Raw genomic sequence first — 18134 nt, forward strand, 5'->3', positions numbered from 1 at the left:
GAACGAACCAGGTCACCGACCCGTCGATGACAGAACGTGTTCATGCTGTGACACGGAGCACACCGGTGTCAACGCTCCGGCCGCCAATTCCCCCGAGGGTGTCGCGGGCCGGCGAGCGACATGCCGTTGCGCACACGCCCGTCCGTCGTGGTTCACTCGCGCGATGAATCTTCTGCTGACGGCGAGCGGCCTGCGCAACGAGACTCTGCGGGACGCGCTGCGGGACATGCTGGGAAAGCCGTTCGGGTCGGCGAACGTCGTGTACGTTCCCACGGCGTCGGTCGCCGAGCCCGGGGACCACGGGTGGCTCCTCGCGGACATGAACCGGCTGCACGGCCTCGGCTGGCGCGAGTTCGACATCCTGGAACTGAACGGCCTGCCCCGGGAGACGGTGCTCGACCGGCTGCTCCACGCCGATGTCATCCATGTGGGTGGCGGCAATCAGTACCACCTCGCTCGCGGCATCACCGGCAACGGCCTGGCCGACGGCGTCCTGGAGGCACTGGAGAGCCGGGTCTACGTGGGGATGAGCGCCGGATCGATGGTCTTCAGCCAGAACCTCACCGCGCACTCCGCCGACGTCTTCGGGGACGCCGAGGATCTCCACGCACTCGGCGCGACGGCCGTGGAGCCACCGTTCGGCCTCTTCGACTGGTATCTCAAGCCCCACCTGCATTCGCCGGACTTCCCCGAGCGGGACGACGCCTGGGCCGACCGCGTCTCCGCGCGGGCGGACTTCCCGGTCTTCTTCATCGACGACGACACGGCCGTCCGCGTCAGGGACGACGAGGTGGACGTCGTCACCGAGGGCCGGTGGCGCTTCCATCCCTGACGCGACTCCGTGCGCGGCGGGGAGGGGCCTGCCGGGCCCGCTCCCCGCCGCTGCCGCCGTCCGGACGTGACGTGCTGTCAGACGAGCGCGGGAACCTCCACCGTGAGGGTCGCCCGGCCGCCGTCCGCAGGGGCGTCGAGCACGGCGGGGAGCCCGAGCGGGACGGTGAGGGTGGTCGGGCCGTGGCCGAATCCCAGCTCCTCGACGACGGGCACCCCGAGAGTGCCGAGCCGGTCGGCGAGCACCGCGCGGACCCGTTCGTACGGTCCGCAGTTCTCCCAGGAGCCGCAGACCACCCCGGCGACGCCGTCCAGGGCGCCGGAGCGCAGCAGCCGGGTGAGGATGCCGTCGATGCGGTACGGGTCCTCGGTGACGTCCTCGATGAGCAGGAGGCCGCCCCGGGCCGAGGGGCGGGCGCCGGGGGTGCCGAGGTCGGCCGCGAGCAGGCTGACGCAGCCGCCGTAGGTGACGCCGCGGGCCTGTCCGGGGACCAGGGAGGCCGCGGTCTCCAGGCCCAGGGTGCGTACCGACCCGGGTTCGAAGAGGGTGGCGCGCAGTCCGTCCTGGGTGGCCGCGTCCTTGAGGAAGGTCTCGGCGCCGACCATCGGGCCGAGCAGCGTGGAGAACCCGGCGCGCAGGGCGAACGCCTCGTGGAGCACGGTGATGTCGCTGTAGCCGACGAACGGCTTGGGGCCGGCCGCGCGGATGGCGGTCCAGTCGAGCAGGTCGACCATGCGGTGCGCGCCGTAGCCGCCCCGGGCGCAGAGGATCGCGTCGACGGACGGGTCGCACCAGGCGTCCTGGAGGTCCTGGGCGCGGTGTTCGTCGGTCCCGGCGAGGTAGCGCAGTTCGGGGTGGACGTCGCGTGCGTGCGGGGTGACGAAGGGATCGAGGTCCCAGCCGCGCAGCAGGTCGAGCCCGGCGTCGAGCCGTTCGGCGGGTACGGGCCCGCTGGGCGAGACGACGGCGACCCGGGCGCCGGGCCGGAGCCGGGATGCGCGGGCGAGCGGTGCGGGGCCGGCTCCGGTACCGGCGGGGGCCGCGCTCATCGCTTCAGCTCCAGGGCCGGTACGTCGACTCCGTCGATGCCGAAGGTCTGTGCGTACAGGGAGAGTTCGGCCTCCAGTGCGCGGATCAGGGTGGCCTCCAGCCGGAATCCGTGGCTCTCCCCCGCGAAGGTGAGGTAGGCGTGCGGGATGCCGCGTCCCTCGATCGCGGCGAGGAACCGCTCGCACTGCGCGGGCGGGCAGATCACGTCGTCCAGCCCCTGGAGCAGCAGGAACGGGGTGCGGAGCCGGTCCGCGTGGGTGAGGGGCGACCGGTCGCGGTAGCGGTCGGGCACCTCGGCGAGCGGGCCGACCAGGGACTCCAGGTACTGCGACTCGAAGTCGTGGGTCTCGCCGACCGCCCAGCCGGTGAGGTCGAGGATGGGGTAGCTGATGGCCCCGCAGGCGTAGAGGTCGGTGCTGGTCAGGGAGGCGGCGGCGGTCCAGCCGCCGGCGCTGCCGCCCCGGATCGCCAGCCGGGCGCGGTCGGCGGAGCCTTCGGCGGCGAGTGCCTCGGCGACGGCGGCGCAGTCCTCGACGTCGACGACGCCCCACTGTTCGCGGAGCCGTTCTCGGTAGGTGCGTCCGTAGCCGGTCGATCCGCCGTAGTTGACCTCGACGACGCCGATGCCGCGCGAGGTGAAGTAGGCGATCTCCAGGTCGAGGGCGAGCGGGACGCGGCTGGTGGGACCGCCGTGCGCCCAGACGACGTACGGCGGCAGTTCGCCCTCGGGGCCGGTGTGCCCGGGGTTGCGGGGCGGGTAGACCAGGGCGTGGATGTCCCGGCCGTCCGGCCCGGCGAAGGTGCGTTCCTCGGGCCGGGGGTAGTACGCCGGGTCGACGGAGTCGGTGTGCGGTGCGCCGATGGTCCGGGTGTGGCCGGTCGAGGTGTCCAGCTCGACGACCTCGTAGCCGCTGTACGGGCTCGCGGCCACGCCGACGACACGGTCGCCCCGGACGGCCAGGGTCTCGGTCCAGGCGGTCCAGGGCCCGGCCACGTCGACGAGGTCGCCGGTCTCCGGGTCGAGCACGCCGAGCCGGGTAGTGCCCTTGCCGTGGATGACGGCGATCAGTCCGTTGTCGAGCCGCCGGAACCAGCGCAGGCCGATCTTCCAGAGCGGTCCGCCGAACTCCTCGCCCCGGCCGGGGCAGAGGGTGGTGGTCGGTACGGCTGCGCCGGATACGGCGTCGGGGCGGATGCGCTGGAGCTGCCACCAGTCGCCGGTGTCGGAGACGAAGAGCAGCGAGCCGTCCCGGTCCCACTCCACCTGGCAGACCGACTCGTCGGTGTCGCCGACGAGGGGCCGGATTGCGGTGAAGGTGCCCTCACCGGTGACCTCGGCGAGCATCACGACCGTGCCGTCCCACGGCATCCGCGGGTGGTCCCAGGCGATCCAGGCGGCCCGGCGGCCGTCGTGCGAGAGCCGGGGACCGGTGACGAAGCGGTGGCGGTCGTCGGAGAGTTCGCGTACGGCGGCGCGGTCGTCGGCGGCGGAGCCGTCCAGGGGGACGGCGGCCACGACCCTGCGCACGTCCGAGGGGCCCTCGCCGGTGAACTCCTCCAGGACGCACCAGACCTCGTCCCGGTCCTGGTGGATCTGCGGGTCCACCCAGCGCAGCCCGCCGCCGGTGGCGGAGACCGGGGTGAGCGGCCAGGGGGCGTCGGGGCCGTCCGGGGCGTAGGCGTAGAGCCGCTGGTCGGCGAAGTGGACGAAGACGACGAGCGGGCCTCCCGAGGCGCGGGCGATTCCGGCCCACGGCTGCCCGCCGTACTCGATGACCCGGCTGCGGACGTTCCACGGCGCGGGCAGCACGGTGGTGACCGCCCCCTCCGCGCTCCGGCGCACCAAGGCGCGCCGGCCTCCTTCGGCGGGGCGGGGCTCGGTCCACCAGACCTCCTCGCCGACGGTGCCGACGTACTCGGGGCGTCCGTCGTGCGAGGCGGCGAGCGCCGCGTCGACGGGGGTGGACCAGGTGCCGTACGGGGCCGGGGCCGGGGCGGAGGTGATGGTGGGCTGGGCGGTCGTGCTGGGCTGGGTGGACGCCATGGTTGATTCCCCCGTCGTGGTCAGGCGCTGCGCAGGTAGTGGTCGAGGACGCGGACCCCGTAGTGCAGGGCGTCCACGGGAACGCGTTCGTCGACACCGTGGAAGAGCGCCTGGTAGTCGAAGCCGGCCGGCAGCTTGAGCGGTGAGAAGCCGTAGCCGGTGATGCCGAGGCGGGAGAACTGCTTGGCGTCCGAGCCGCCCGACATGGAGTACGGGACGGCGTGCGCGCCGGGGTCGAAGAGTTCGACGGCGGCGCGCAGCTTGGCGAAGGTCGGGGAGTCCACGGGTGCGGTGAGCGGCACCTCGCGGTGGATGAACTCCCAGTCGACGCCCGGTCCGGTGAGCAGGTCCATGGTGCTGTGGAACTCGTCCTCGCCGCCCGGGACCACGCGTCCGTCGATGACGGCGGTGGCGTGGCCGGGGATGACGTTGACCTTGTATCCGGCGTCCAGCTGGGTCGGGTTGCTGCTGTTGCGGACGGTCGGCGCGATCAGGGCGGCGGCCGGGCCCAGCTTGCCGAGGAGTTCGTCGACGTCGAAGCCGGGGGCGTCGAGGTCGACGGTGAGGCCGTGCAGCGCGGCGATCTCGGTGAGCCCGGCGCGCACGGTCGGGGTGAGGCGGACGGGCCAGGCGTACTCGCCGATCCTGGTGACGGCGGCGGCCAGCCGGGTCACCGCGTTGTCGCGGTTGACCTTGGAGCCGTGGCCCGCCCTGCCGTGGGCGGTGAGCTTCAGCCAGCCCGTACCGCGCTCGCCCGCGGCGATCGGGTAGAGCGAAAGGCCGTCGCCGGCGTGGAAGGTGAAGGCGCCGGACTCGCTGATGCCCTCGGTGCAGCCTTCGAAGAGGCCGGCGTGCCGGTCGGCGAGGAAGCCCGAGCCGTCGGCGGCGCTGGCCTCCTCGTCGGCGGTGTAGGCGATGACGATGTCGCGGCGGGGGCGGACGCCCGCGCGGGCCCAGCCCCGGACGACGGCGAGCACCATCGCGTCCATGTTCTTCATGTCGACGGCGCCGCGGCCCCAGACGACACCGTCGCGCACCTCGCCGGAGAAGGGGTGCACGGTCCAGTCGGCCGCCTCGGCGGGGACGACGTCGAGGTGGCCGTGGACGAGGAGGGCGTCGGCCGAGGGGTCGGTGCCCTCGATGCGCGCCACCACGTTGGTCCGGCCCGGGGTGCGCTCCAGCAGGACCGGTTCCAGGCCGATGTCCGCGAGGCGTTCGGCGACGTACTCGGCGGCCGGGCGTTCCTGGCAGGTGCCGTCACCGCTGTTGGTGGTGTCGATCCGGATGAGCTCCGAGGTGAACGTCACCGATTCGTCGAGGGCCTGCTGGTCCACGGAATCGGGGGCGGGCGACTCAGCCATACTGTTCCTCCACTGCGGCCGACACGATCGTCGTGACCGCCTTGAACGTGCGGATCCCCTCGTACATCGTCGCGCTGGTGTACGCGACGCGCCGTTCGCCGGTCTGGGCCACGCCGGGGACGACGGTGGCGGCGGAAGCCAGGTGCTCGGCGTCGAACTCCAGCTCCACGGCGTAGGTTCCCCCGGTCACGGGGTCGTACCGGACGGCGAGCGGCGCGGCCTCGGCCGCCGCCGCGCGGATGTCGGCGGCGGTTCGGGCGGGGGTGCGGCAGACCGCCGCGTACCGGGAGACGTAGTCCTTGACGGCGACCTTGCGGGCGTCGGGGGCGTACCCCTGCGCGTCCACGCAGGTCAGGTCGTCGCCGGTGACCAGCACGACCGGGACGCCGTACTCGGCGGCGACGTGCGCGTTGAGCAGTCCCTCACTCGCGCGTGCGCCGTTCAGCCAGACGCCGGTGATCGAGTTGGCCAGGTAGGTGTGGGCGAGGACGCCCTCGGTGCCGGCGCCGGTGTGGTAGCCGACGAAGGCGACGGCGTCGACGTCCCCGTGCTGGATTCCCTCGACCATGGAGAGGGTCTTGTGCCGTCCGGTGATCATCTGGACGCGGTCGTCGAGCTGTTCCAGGAGCAGGTTGCGCATGCTCCAGTGGGCTTCGTTGATGAGGACCTCGTCGGCTCCCCCGTCGAAGAAACCGAGGGCCGCCGCGTTCACGTCCGAGGTGAACAGGGGGCGGCAGCGCTCCCACTGGGGAGCCCCTGGCAGGACGTCACCGGGCCAGGTCACACCGGTGGCGCCCTCCATGTCGGCGCTGATGAGGATCTTCATGCGGCCATACGGTACGCGCCCCGGTCCGCGCCGACCACGGCATTGAGGGGAGCATCACGTGGCGCCGGGCGCGTCACGGTCCTCCCCGCGTCACCGTCCTCCCCGCACCGCCGGGACGACCGGGCGGATGCGCCGGGGCGGCACGGTGCGGGGGTGTCCGGGGCGCTTCCACTCGCGCGGGTAGCCGACGGAGACCTCCTCGAAGGGGACCCCGTCGTACACGGTGGACCGGGGGATGTGGAGGTGCCCGTAGACCATCGCGGCGACGGGGAAGCGGCGGTGCCAGTCGGCGGTCCGTTCGGTGCCGCACCACAGGGCGAACTCGGGGTAGCGCAGGACGTCCATGGGGGTGCGGACGAGCGGATAGTGGTTGACCAGGACGAGCGGCATGTCCGGGTCGAGCGCGCCGAGCCGCTCCTCGGTCAGGCGCACCCGCGCCTCGCACCAGGCGTGGCGGCTCTCGTACGGGTCCGGGTGGAGCAGGTACTCGTCGGTGCACACCACGCCCGCTTCGTGGGCGGCGGCCAGCGCCTCCTCTCGGCTGAGCCCGGGGTGGGTGCGGAAGGTGTAGTCGTACAGCAGGAAGAGCGGGGCGACGGTCACGGGTCCCCGCGGCCCCTGCCAGACCGGGTAGGGGTCCTCCGGCGTGACGATCCCGAGGCTCCGGCAGAGTTCCACGAGGTGGTCGTAGCGCTCGACCCCGCGCAGCCGCAGGGGGTCCTTCGGGGGCGTCCACAGCTCGTGGTTGCCGGGTACCCAGACGACTTTGGCGAAGTTCGAGGCGAGGACGCCGAGGGCCCAGGCGATGTCCTCGGACATCTCGCCGACGTCCCCGGCGACCAGGAGCCAGTCCTCCTCCGTCTCCGGCCGGAGACCGGCGACGATCCGGCGGTTCTCCTCGTGGACCACGTGAAGGTCGCTGATGGCCAGGAGATTGCCCGGAATCTGCGGCAAGTCGCTTCCTCTCGTCGGCCTCCGGGTGCGGAGGCGGTGCGTGCCGGTGCCATCCACCGGTGGCCGGGTCCCCGGGGCCTCCCGTTCGGATCAGGCCGGAGTCGCGGGGGCGTGCCGCCATCGAAGGCTGGCACGTCCGGCCGCCGGACGTAACCCCTGTCTGGCGTGTCGCGGGGTTCGAACGCCGCGAGGGCGACGCGGACGTGCGGGGGGACCCGGCGGCCGGCCTACGCGGGACGACCCGGCGGCCGGCCTACGCGGGGCGGCTCGGCGTCCGGCCTTCGGGGACGTGCGGGGCGGCCGGGCGAGCACCCGACGAGCACGTGCGGGGCGACCCGGCGGCCGGGCGATCACCCGCGCAACTCCAGACACATCGTCAACTTCCGCCCCTGGTCTTGCCAGAGCCCCCCGCAGGCCCTAGCTTCATCGCACCGTTAATCACATTTACCCACTGGCTTACGTACCGATTCGCGCGCTACGACACCCCCGCACCGCACCGCATGGCGCCTCCCACCCCCACCCCCGCACGGCGCCTCCCCCCACCAGCGCCCGCGCCGCCGCCCCGTCGCCGGAACGCGGGCCCGCCCATGAAGGAGATCCCGTGCGCCCACGCATGCGCGGAACCGCGATCGCCGCCGGACTCGTCCTCGCCGCCGCACTGTCCACCACCACCGGTACGGCCGCGGCGGGCGACGTCTCCGGCTCCGCCCCGCTGCACGGTCCCACCGTCCAGGCCGAGTACTTCCCCGACCCGGCGGGCGAGGGCCACCGGGTCCAGGTGCCCGCGGTGTCGCCGTACGCGGCGGCGGCTCCGGCCGCCTCCTCGGCGGGGCGCTCCACCGACACCGCGACGGCCGCTGACGGGGCGGTCACCGTCCTGTCCCAGACCGGTCCGAGCTCCGCCCGCATGGACGTGGCGATCATCGGCGACGGCTACACCGCCTCCCAGCAGGCCGACTTCCTCGCCGACGCCCGCGCCCGGTGGGCGGACGTCGCCGCCATCGAGCCCTACCGGAGCTACGCGGGCCTGTTCAACGTATGGGCGGTCGGGGCCGTTTCGGCCGAATCAGGCATCTCCGGCGACCCCTCGGCGGACGTCGTGAAGGACACCGCGCTCGGCTCGTACTTCTGGTGCTCCGGCACCGAGCGGCTCATCTGCGCGGACCTCGCCAAGGTCAGGACGTACGCCGCCAAGGCCCCCGCGGCCGATCTCGTCGTCGTGGTCTCCAACTCGGCGAAGTACGGCGGCGCGGGCTACTCGGGGCTCGGCTCCTCGTACGGCTTCGCCGGGGTCTCCACCCTCTCGTCCGACAACAGCCAGTCCAGCCTGATCGCCGCGCACGAGATAGGCCACTCCATCGGCCTGCTCGCCGACGAGTACACGTACGACACCTACGGCACGTACACCGGAGCGGAGCCCGTCGAGCCCAACTCCACCGTCCGCACCGCCGCGCAGCTGATGTCGGCCCAGGCCAAGTGGTACCGCTGGCTCGGCGAGACGGACCCGTCGGGCGGCACCGTCGGTACGTACACGGGCAGTTCGTACTATCCGCAGGGCGTCTACCGGCCGACCGCCGACTCCCTGATGCGGTCGCTCTCCACCACCCAGTTCAATCTGCCGGGCCGGGAGGCCATGATCAACGGCTTCTACCGGTACGCCTCCTCGCTCACCACGGCCACCACCGCCACCACGGTGAGCCGCGGCCAGACGGTCACCGTGACCGTCGCTTCCCTGACGGCGGGCCTCTCCCAGCTCGACCTGCGGTGGTACGTCGACGGCACCGAGGCCACCCAGGCTCACGGCCTGACGAGCGTGGTTCCGCAGCAGCTCGGTGTCACGGCGGACGGGCGGGCGCACACCCTCCAGGCGCGCGTCACGGACTCCACGGCCGCGCTGCGCGACCCGGCGGCCAAGACCGCCGCGACCGACACGCTGAGCTGGTCGGTGGCCCCCTGACGGGTGGGCGGTGCCGCTCCCCGCACAGGGGCGGCACCGCCCGCAGCACGGTCCGCCGGGGCTCTCGCGGGCGGCGCCGCCCCCGAGGATGCGGGAGAGTGGAGTCATGGCACTGCACTGGAAGCTCGTCATCGACAGCAGGGACGCGCCGGCTCTCGCCGATTTCTGGGCCGCCGCGCTGGGCTACGAGGTGGAGGACCCGAGCCCGCTCGTCGAACGGCTACTGGCCGCCGGACAGCTCGGGGAGGACGCCGTCACCGAGCACGACGGCCGCAAGACCTTCCGCGGCTACGCGGCGATCCGCCACCCCGACGACCCGTTCGACGAGACCAGCGGCGTGGGCGCCGGGCGGCGGCTGCTCTTCCAGGACGTTCCCGAGGAGAAGTCCGGCAAGAACCGTCTGCACGTCGACATCCACAGCGAGCCCGGCGGCCTCGATCAGCTGGTCGAACGCCTCGGGCGCCTCGGCGCCACTCCGGTCCGCGAGGTCGACCAGGGACCGGCCGGACACTGGTGGATCATGCGGGACCCCGAGGGCAACGAGTTCTGCGCAGCGTAGTCCGCACGGCCGTTCCCGCGCTCCCTCCGCACCCCGGACCCCGACCGGCCTGGGAGAACGCATCGGTCGAGTGGCAAACTGACCGCGCGTATTCCATGCCGAGGGGGCCGCTGTGCCGATGATCCGTTCCATCCGTCGGGCGATGAGCCGTGCGATCCGCCGCAAGGTCGACCTGAGCCACCCGGCCCGCTCCCCGCTCGGCAGCTCGGTCGTGAACTGCGTCTCGTACGAGGACGGCGTCCGGCAGCCGCTGACCGGTTCACCGGAGGAGGCTCTGCGCCGGGTCCGCCGGTCCGGGCGCGGCTTCGTCTGGCTCGGCCTGCACGAGCCGGGAGCGGAGGAACTCGCGCGTGTGGCGGCGCTGTTCGACCTGCACCCGGTGGCGGTGGAGAGCGCGCTGCGCGGGCACCAGCACCCCAAGGCGGAGCCGTACGAAAAGGGGCTGTTCGCGGTCTTCCGGACGTGCGGTTACGTCGACCACGAGCAGTTCACCGCCACCAGCGACGTGGTGGACACCGGTGAGCTGATGGTCTTCACCGGGGACGACTTCGTGATCACGGTGCGGCACGGCAGCCACGGTTCCCTCGGCCCGCTGCGCGAGACCCTGGAGGCCGACCGGGACCGGCTGCGGCAGGGGCCGGCCGCCGTGCTGCACGCCGTGGCGGACCAGGTGGTCGACGCGTACCTGGATGTCGCCGACTCCGTGCAGCACGACATCGACGCGGTGGAGACCGCCGTGTTCAGCGTGGACGCCGGACGCGGCGAGGCGGGCCGGATCTACCAACTGAAGCGCGAACTTCTGGAGTTCAAGCGGGCGGTCGCCCCGCTCGACCGCCCGCTGCAGGCGCTCGCGACCCGTCCCATGCCGACCGTACCGCCGGAGATACAGCCGTACTTCCGCGATGTCGCGGGCCGGCTGACCCGTCTGAACGAGCAGATGGCGTCCTTCGACTCGCTGCTCGACTCGGTGCTCCAGGCTCATCTCGCCCAGGTGACGGTCGGGCAGAACGAGGACATGCGCAAGATCACGGCGTGGGCCGCGATAGTCGCCGTACCGACGATGGTGTGCGGAATGTACGGCATGAACTTCTCGCACATGCCGGAGCTCCGGTGGACCTACGGGTACCCGTTCGCACTGGGGCTGATGGCCCTGGCGTGCTTCGTGATCCACCGTGGCTTCCGGCGCAACGGCTGGCTCTGACCGGAGGTACGAGTGGCGGTCCCGGCGTCGTTCCTGCCGACGATGTGGAAGAGGTGAGCGGACAGGTGTGCAGCGACCTGCGGCGTGCGGCCGTGCTGGCCCTCGGCGCACTCGGGCGGAGCGACGACTGGCACGACCGGGCGGCGGCCTGAGAGGTTCGCCGAGGCGGTACGACTCTGCGAGGAGCTGGTGCGGGAGGCCGACGAGCGCACCGCCCGGGGAGCCCGTCGACTGCGCGAGGCCCTGATGGAGGCCGAACCCGCACTCCGCCCCGCGCGGCACCGGGAGGCGCACTGAGAACCTCGGGCCTTCCGTACGGACAAGCCCGGCCCACCCCGGATCGCCGGTACAGGCGTATCGCTACGAAGCGGGGAAAGCCGGGCTCGACCGTCAGACCTTCAGGGTTCTGGTCCGTCCGACACGGCTCAAGCGGCGTCGGCGCCCGTGAGGATGGACTCGATGAGGGCGAGCTCGTCCGTGTCGAAGTCCAGGTTGCGGCTGGCCTCCACGCTGTTCTCCAGCTGGGCGACGCTGCTGGCTCCCACCAGCGCCGAGGTGACGCGCCCACCGCGCAGCACCCAGGAGAGCGCCAGCTGGGCCAGTGACTGTCCCCGCTCCTTGGCCACCGCGTCGAGGGCACGCAGCTTCTCGACCAGTGCGGGGGTGACGGCGTCCGGGGTCAGGAACGGACTGGAGCCCGCCGCCCGGGAGCCCTCCGGGATGCCGTCGAGGTAGCGGTCGGACAGCATGCCCTGGGCGAGCGGCGAGTACGCGATGGAACCGGCGCCGACCTCGTCCAGCGTGTCCAGGAGGCCGTCCTCCACCCAGCGGTCCAGCATCGAGTAGCGCGGCTGGTGGATGAGGAGCGGGGTGCCCAGGTCCTTGAGGATGGCCGCGGCCTCGCGGGTCTGCTCCGGCGAGTAGTTGGAGATGCCGGCGTAGAGCGCCCGGCCGGAGCGGACCGCGGTGTCGAGCGCCCCCATCGTCTCCTCCATCGGGGTGTCCGGGTCGGGCCGGTGGGAGTAGAAGATGTCGACGTACTCCAGGCCGAGGCGCCCGAGGCTCTGGTCGAGCGAGGAGAGCAGGTACTTGCGGGAGCCCCACTCCCCGTACGGCCCCGGGCCCATCAGGTAGCCGGCCTTGGTGGAGATGACCAGTTCGTCGCGGAGCCCCACGAAGTCCGTGGCCAGCGAGCGGCCGAGGGCGGTCTCGGCGGAGCCGGGCGGCGGGCCGTAGTTGTTCGCCAGGTCGAAGTGGGTGACACCGAGGTCGAACGCCCGGCGCAGGATGGCGGCCTGGGTGTCCGGCGTCCGGTCGCCACCGAAGTTGTGCCACAGGCCGAGGGAGAGCGCGGGCAGCAGCAGGCCGCTGCGTCCGGTGCGCCGGTAGGGCATGGCGGAGTAGCGGTCGGCGGACGGAAGGTACATACGAAAGGCTCCGCGAGGTCGGTTCTCGGACGAGGCACTCCGGTCCGGGGTGCCAGGGGGCTCGCTGCGCGGCGGGTGTCCGCGCAGGAGGTCCGCCCCCAGGCTGACGGAGAAAGATCCAGCAGTCCAACGGAAAGTACCTCTGGGATTCATCACCTACAGTGATCAATCATGGAACTGCGTCAGCTGGAGCACTTCGTCACCGTCGCGGAGGAGCAGCACTTCACCCGGGCCGCCGAGCGGCTCGCCGTCTCCCAGTCGGGTCTGTCGGCGTCCGTACGGGCGCTGGAGCAGGAGCTGCGGACACCGCTGTTCAGCAGGACGACCCGGTCGGTACGGCTCACGGAGGCGGGGCGGGCGCTGCTGGTGGAGGCGGTACGGACGCTCGCCGGGGCCCGCGCGGCCCGGGACGCGGTGGACGCCGTACGGGGGCTGCTGCGGGGCACGCTGACGGTGGGGGTCGAGCAGTGCGTGGCGGGGGTCAGCCCGGCACGGCTGCTGGCGGCGTTCCACCGGGAGCATCCGCACATGGAGATCCGGCTCCGCCAGGAGGGCACGATGAGCCTGCTGGACGGGGTGGCGGACGGTCGCCTGGACCTGGCGTTCGCGGCGACGGTGAGCCCGGTGGAGTGGCGCGGGGAGCTGATTCCACTGGCGACCGAGGAGATGGTGGTGCTGTGCGCCGCCGGGCACCGGTTCGCCGGGCTGCCCGGGGTCGAGTGGGGTGCGCTGCCCGAGGAGTCGTTCATCGACTTCCACCCGGACTGGGGCCCCCGGCGGGCCGCCGACGCGGCCTTCGCCTCGGCAGGGGTGCGCCGGACGGTGGCCCTGGAGGTGAACGACGTACACAGCCTGCTGGAACTGGTCCAGGAGGGGCTGGGCATCGCGGTCGTCCCGCGCCACTTCGCGCGCAAACCGGAGGCGGCCCGGCTGGTCGCCCTGGACCTGGTGGCGCCGGAGGCGTCCGGCCCCGGGGCCGGGACGCGGCCGGTGCGGTACGAGAGCGTGGTGGTCCTCCCGCCGCAGCGTGCGACGAGCCCGGGGGCGCGGGCGTTGGTGTCGCTGGTGACGTCGGCGCGGCAGCGGGGCGAGGAGTAGCCGGTCGCCCCGTCCGCCGGGCAGCCGCCCGGGGCGGGGCGACCGCCCCGTCCGGCGGGCCCTCAGTCCTCGTGGCCGAGCTGGAGGTCGCGCTCGGTGCGTCCGCCGCCCGCGACCTGGAGGACGGTGGCCACCGGCGGGTAGCCGGCCGCGATCACGGTGTACTCGCCGGAGGAGAGGTCCACGAAGCGGAACGCGCCGTCCGGGCCGGTGGTGAGCGTGGCGACCACATTGCCGGCGGCGTCGAGGAGGGTGACCCGGGCGTCCTCGACCAGTCGCCCGCCGGGGGCGCGTACGACGCCACGCAGCACCGCGCCGCCGGCCAGTTCGATGTCCTGGCGGGTCTCGCGGGCGGCCTGCACGCTCACCGGCAGTGCGGCGGGCCGGAAGGCGGCGGCGCTGGCGGCGAGGGTGTACTCGCCCGCCACCAGTTCCGCGATGGTGTAGCCGCCCTCGTGGCCGGTCCGGGTGGAGGCGACGACCTCGCCGCGTACGTCGGTGAGGGTGACGGCAGCCTCGCGGACGGGGGCGCCGTCCGGGGTGAGAACCCGGCCGGTGAGGCGTCCGGCGCCGCCGAGCACGATGTCGAGGGAGACCGGCCGCTCGCCGACGGTGACGCTGACGGCCTGCGGCTGGTGCCCTCCGGCCGCGGCGATCAGGACGTAACTGCCGGAGCCGGGCACGCTCAGCGCGTACCGCCCGTCGCCGTCGCCGGTGCCCCGGCCCACCTGGTGTCCCTGCACGTCGATGAGGGTGAGCGCGGCCCGGGGCACCGTGCTCCCGTCCTGGTGCTGGACGCGGCCGCGCACCGGCACCCCGGCGACGTGGGCGACCACGACGGGAGCGGTCGCGGGAACGGGAACGGGCACGGCGGATACGGGGACGGCGGCCGGAGCGGCACCGGCGTCGGGGACGGTGCGGGCGGTGGGGATCGCGGCGGGCTCGGCGGCGGCTTCGGGGCTGTGGTGGGACACCAGCGGTTTCTCCTTGAGGAAGAAGGCGAGGACGAGACCGGTCAGCAGGACCGGCACCAGGTAGAGGAAGATCCGCGGCATCGCGTCCACGTACGCCTGGATGTACGCGTCGCGCAGTGCCGGGTCCAGCGTGCGGATCAGCTGCGGGGTGACGGACTTCGCGTCGGGCAGTCCGGCGCCGGAGGGCAGACGGACCGCCAGGGCATCCGCGAGGCGTCCGGCGAAGAGCGTCCCGAAGATCGCCGCTCCGACGCTGCCGCCGATCTGCCGGAAGTAGTTGTTGGCGCTGGTGGCGGTGCCGAGGTCGGTGGGGCGTACGGAGTTCTGCACCGCGAGCACCAGCACCGGCATGACGAGCCCGATCCCGATGCCGAGCACGGCCTGGGCGAGGCTGTACTCCAGCCGGGAGGTGCCGAGTTCGAGCCGGGAGAGCAGCCACATGCCGACCGCCGAGAGGGCGCTGCCGGCGATCGGGTGGGCCCGGTAGCGGCCCGAGCGGGAGATCATCTGCCCGGAGACGACGGAGGCGCCCACGATGCCGCCCATCATCGGGAGCATGAGCAGCCCCGATTCGGTGGCGCTGACGCCGTCGACCATCTGGAGGTAGGTCGGCAGGTAGCTCGCCGCGCCGAACAGCGCCACGCCGATGACGGCGCCGACCAGTCCGCTGACGTTGAAGACGGAGTCGCTGAAGAGCCGCAACGGAATGATCGGTTCTGCTGCGCGGGCCTCGACGGCGACGAAGAGCACCGCGGTGACGACCGCTCCGATGGCCAGCAGCACGATGGTCCGCGATCCCCAGGCGTACTCGGTGCCGCCCCAGCTGGTCAGCAGTACCAGGCAGGTGGAGGCGACGGCGAGCAGCGCGGCGCCCAGCACGTCGAGTTTCGGGCGGACCTTGGGCCGGGGCAGCTTGAGCACGACGGCGATGACGGCGAGGGTGGCCAGTCCGAACGGCACGTTGATGTAGAAGCACCAGCGCCAGGTGACGTGGTCGGTGAAGAACCCGCCGAGGAGCGGCCCCGCCACGGACGCCAGCCCGAAGACCGCGCCGATGAGCCCCATGTACCGGCCCCGCTGCCGGGGCGGCACGATGTCCGCGATGATCGCCTGCACACCGATCATCAGTCCGCCGCCGCCGATGCCCTGGAGGGCGCGGAAGGCGATCAGCTGGTCCATGGTGCGCGACCAGCCGGCGAGGGCGGAGCCGACGACGAACACGATGATCGCGAACTGGAAGACGCCTTTGCGGCCGAAGAGGTCGCCGAGCTTGCCGTAGAGCGGCAGCACGATCGTGGACGCCAGCAGATAGGCGGTGACCGCCCAGGACATCTTGTCGAGCCCGTGCAGTTCGCCGACGATCTTCGGCAGCGCGGTGGCGACGATCATCTGGTCGAGAGCGGCGAGCAGCAGGGTGAGCATCAGCCCGAGGAAGACCGTACGGACCTGACGGGCATTCACCTCGCCCTCGGCCGCCGCCGATGCGGGCGCATCCGGTGGCCCGGGGGTCCCGCGTCCGGGTGGCCCGGCCTGTACGGGCAACTCCTCGGTCGGGGTGTCGTCCGGCGGGACCGCGGGCGGACGCCCTGCCTGGTCCTCCCGGTCCCCCGACCCGTCCGGCCCGCCTTCGACCAGCGTGCTGCCACCCACCACGGAACGCTCCCCTCGTCGCACTGCGCCGCACATTTCTCGCATCAGGCGGGAAGGCGGGGCAAACGACTTCGAGGGGCGTGTACGGCGTGCACGGAGGCGTATCCGCCGGTGAGAGCGGGGCGGGGCGCACAACAGGTTGCCTTGGAAAACCACTCGTTCCGGTGAGGCGGCCGACGCGCCGAGTGGCGGGTGGCCTACGGGGAACGGGCCCGGCGCACGGACGGCGGCGAGCGGCGTACGGGGACCGGCGCACGGGGACCGGGCCCGGCACACGGGGAACGCGGGCCGGGAACCGGAGACCGGCGCGCGGACGGTGGCGGGCGGGCCCACCGTCCGGCGACGGGTGCTACTTCGCGGTCTTCTCGACCTCGGTGGCGAGGTTCTGGAGCAGCTCGTCGTAGATGCGGGCGAGCCCCTTGGGGGCGAAGGTCCGCTCGAAGAACCCTCCGATGCCGCCGGCGCCGTTCCAGACGGTGGAGACGACGGCCTTGGAGCGGCCTTCCCCGGCGGGGGTGACGATCCAGGTGGTGACCATCGAGGAGTTGCGGTCCTTCTCGATCAGCTGACCGTCGGTCGGCTCGGTCACCTCCAGGAGGCAGTCGCGCACCCGCTTGCTGGTGGCCTGGAGCTTCCAGTGGACGAGGGTGCCTTCACCGTCGCCGCCTTCGCGGACCTCGTACTCGCTGAAGTGCCCGGGCAGCACCTTGCCCCGCACCTCCTTGTAGTCGGCCAGCGCGTCGAACACCGTCTCCGCGTCCGCCGCGATGGTCCGCTCCGTCGTGGCTTCGACCTGCGCCATGGCTGTTCCTCCAGCATTCGGTTGATGAAGACCCTGACTGAGCCAACCACCCCGGGAGGGTCCGCTCAAAATCGGGCCGGTGAACCTCCGGCCAGACCATGCCCTCCCTCACCGGCCACGAGCCGGCCCGGAGTCCTCCGGGCACTCGCCGGAAGGACGCTCCGCACGATCAAGGGAACATATGTTCTATTGTCGGATTCGAGCCACCGAGGAGGTGCCGATGCGCTGGGACCACCTGGCCGAGAACACCGCGAACGCCACGGACACCGGAGACACCACCGGCCAGGACGCCGGACGGGCAGCCGCGAACGGGCCGCGTCCCGCCGCCCTCTTCGCCGCCGACGCGGTCACCAGCCGCACCTTCGACACTCCTGAGTTCCGGGGGATGACCTTCCACGAGATCCGCGCCCGCACGCTCGTGAACCGGGTGCCCGGGGCCTCCCGGATGCCGTTCGAGTGGACGCTCAACCCCTACAGGGGGTGCGGTCACGCATGTGTGTACTGCTTCGCCCGCAAGACGCACAGCTATCTGGACCTGGACACCGGAGCCGGTTTCGACTCGCAGATCGTCGTCAAGATCAACGCGGTGGAACTGCTCCGGCGCGAACTGGCCTCACCGCGCTGGCGCGGGGACCACCTCGCGATGGGCACCAACGTCGACTGCTACCAGCGCGCGGAGGGCCGGTACCGCCTGATGCCCGGGATCATCGGCGCCCTGCGCGACCACGCCAACCCCTTCTCGATCCTGACCAAGGGCACCCTGATCCTGCGCGATCTGGACCTGCTGCGGCAGGCCGCCGAGGTGACCGAGGTCGGGGTCTCCGTCTCGGTGGGGTTCGTCGACCGCGAACTGTGGCGCACGGTGGAACCCGGCACCCCGGCCCCCCGGCGCCGGCTGCAGGCCGTTCGTACCCTGACGGAGGCGGGCATCGGGTGCTCGGTCCTCATGGCTCCCGTCATCCCGTTCCTCGGCGACAGCCCCGACCAGCTGCGGGCCACGGTCCGGGCCATCGCCGAGGCGGGCGCCACCTCGGTGACCCCGCTCGTACTGCATCTGCGGCCGGGCGCCCGGGAGTGGTTCATGGCGTGGCTGGGCCGCCACCACCCGCACCTCGTCGCGCGGTACGAGCGGATGTACGCGGGCGGCTCGTACGCCCCGCACTGGTACCAGCGGCAGATCACCCGGCAGGTGCACGGGATCGCCGCCGAGTTCGGCATCGGCCCGCCCACCCGGGGCGCCGCCCGGCGGATCACCCCGCCCGCGCCTCCGGCCGGTGGCACGACCGGGACGGCCCCGGGCCCCACCCAGCTCACGCTTCTCTGAGGCGGGATGTCCGGTGCCTTCCGTTCGGACAGTGCCGCGCCCACGGGGCCCTCGGCGTGGCGTGACGCCGGCCGG

14 protein-coding genes are annotated in these 18134 nt (G+C 72.7%); 6 read left to right on the top strand and 8 right to left on the bottom strand.

Features of this window, described 5'->3' with window-relative positions; all coding sequences use genetic code 11:
* Positions 1-163: 163 nt before the first annotated feature.
* Positions 164-832, top strand: coding sequence for a Type 1 glutamine amidotransferase-like domain-containing protein (locus ACWCSV_RS25245; protein WP_451145823.1), 669 nt, complete (start codon positions 164-166; stop codon positions 830-832).
* A 77-nt stretch (positions 833-909) separates the two neighbouring features.
* On the opposite strand, the gene ACWCSV_RS25250 is transcribed toward ACWCSV_RS25245, so the two are convergent.
* The 5 genes from ACWCSV_RS25250 to ACWCSV_RS25270 form a co-directional block, all read right to left on the bottom strand.
* On the bottom strand, positions 910-1881 hold the full coding sequence (locus ACWCSV_RS25250; RefSeq protein WP_451145825.1) for a S66 peptidase family protein: 972 nt from the start codon (positions 1879-1881) through the stop codon (positions 910-912).
* Positions 1878-3926, bottom strand: a complete 2049-nt coding sequence (locus ACWCSV_RS25255; RefSeq protein WP_451145827.1) for a prolyl oligopeptidase family serine peptidase — start codon at positions 3924-3926, stop codon at positions 1878-1880. Before ACWCSV_RS25255 ends, ACWCSV_RS25250 begins: the two co-directional genes overlap by 4 nt.
* Before the next feature lie 20 nt (positions 3927-3946).
* Positions 3947-5287: a M20/M25/M40 family metallo-hydrolase gene (locus ACWCSV_RS25260; protein WP_451145829.1), complete on the bottom strand. Its 1341-nt coding sequence runs from the start codon at positions 5285-5287 to the stop codon at positions 3947-3949.
* Positions 5280-6113, bottom strand: coding sequence for a M55 family metallopeptidase (locus ACWCSV_RS25265; protein ID WP_451145831.1), 834 nt, complete (start codon positions 6111-6113; stop codon positions 5280-5282). The genes ACWCSV_RS25260 and ACWCSV_RS25265 overlap by 8 nt, the downstream gene beginning before the upstream one ends.
* Positions 6114-6203: 90 nt before the next feature.
* Positions 6204-7067: a metallophosphoesterase family protein gene (locus ACWCSV_RS25270; protein WP_451145833.1), complete on the bottom strand. Its 864-nt coding sequence runs from the start codon at positions 7065-7067 to the stop codon at positions 6204-6206.
* A 601-nt stretch (positions 7068-7668) separates the two neighbouring features.
* Here ACWCSV_RS25270 and ACWCSV_RS25275 point away from each other — a divergent pair.
* The 3 genes from ACWCSV_RS25275 to ACWCSV_RS25285 all read left to right on the top strand — a co-directional run bounded on the left by ACWCSV_RS25275 (position 7669) and on the right by ACWCSV_RS25285 (position 10784).
* Positions 7669-9024, top strand: coding sequence for a M64 family metallopeptidase (locus ACWCSV_RS25275; protein ID WP_451145835.1), 1356 nt, complete (start codon positions 7669-7671; stop codon positions 9022-9024).
* 106 nt (positions 9025-9130) lie between these two features.
* Complete coding sequence (locus tag ACWCSV_RS25280; protein ID WP_451145837.1) at positions 9131-9583, top strand: VOC family protein; 453 nt, start codon at positions 9131-9133, stop codon at positions 9581-9583.
* Between the two features lie 118 nt (positions 9584-9701).
* A complete protein-coding gene (locus ACWCSV_RS25285; RefSeq protein ID WP_451145839.1) occupies positions 9702-10784 on the top strand; it encodes a magnesium and cobalt transport protein CorA in 1083 nt (360 codons plus the stop codon).
* Positions 10785-11209: 425 nt separating this feature from the next.
* On the opposite strand, the gene ACWCSV_RS25290 is transcribed toward ACWCSV_RS25285, so the two are convergent.
* Positions 11210-12211 carry an aldo/keto reductase gene (locus ACWCSV_RS25290; protein WP_451145841.1) on the bottom strand — a complete coding sequence of 334 codons (1002 nt, stop codon included), beginning with the start codon at positions 12209-12211 and terminating at the stop codon, positions 11210-11212.
* A 171-nt stretch (positions 12212-12382) separates the two neighbouring features.
* Between ACWCSV_RS25290 and ACWCSV_RS25295 the strand changes: the two genes are divergently transcribed.
* Positions 12383-13309, top strand: coding sequence for a LysR family transcriptional regulator (locus tag ACWCSV_RS25295; protein ID WP_451145843.1), 927 nt, complete (start codon positions 12383-12385; stop codon positions 13307-13309).
* A 62-nt stretch (positions 13310-13371) separates the two neighbouring features.
* Here ACWCSV_RS25295 and ACWCSV_RS25300 read toward each other — a convergent pair whose 3' ends face one another.
* On the bottom strand, positions 13372-15936 hold the full coding sequence (locus ACWCSV_RS25300; protein WP_451145845.1) for an MFS transporter: 2565 nt from the start codon (positions 15934-15936) through the stop codon (positions 13372-13374).
* Between the two features lie 346 nt (positions 15937-16282).
* Complete coding sequence (locus ACWCSV_RS25305; protein ID WP_451145847.1) at positions 16283-16735, bottom strand: SRPBCC family protein; 453 nt, start codon at positions 16733-16735, stop codon at positions 16283-16285.
* 220 nt (positions 16736-16955) lie between these two features.
* On the opposite strand from ACWCSV_RS25305, the gene ACWCSV_RS25310 reads away from it, so the two are divergent.
* Positions 16956-18059, top strand: a complete 1104-nt coding sequence (locus tag ACWCSV_RS25310) for an Rv2578c family radical SAM protein (protein ID WP_451145849.1) — start codon at positions 16956-16958, stop codon at positions 18057-18059.
* Positions 18060-18134: the final 75 nt, after the last annotated feature.

The organism is Streptomyces sp. NPDC001770 (assembly GCF_053596135.1).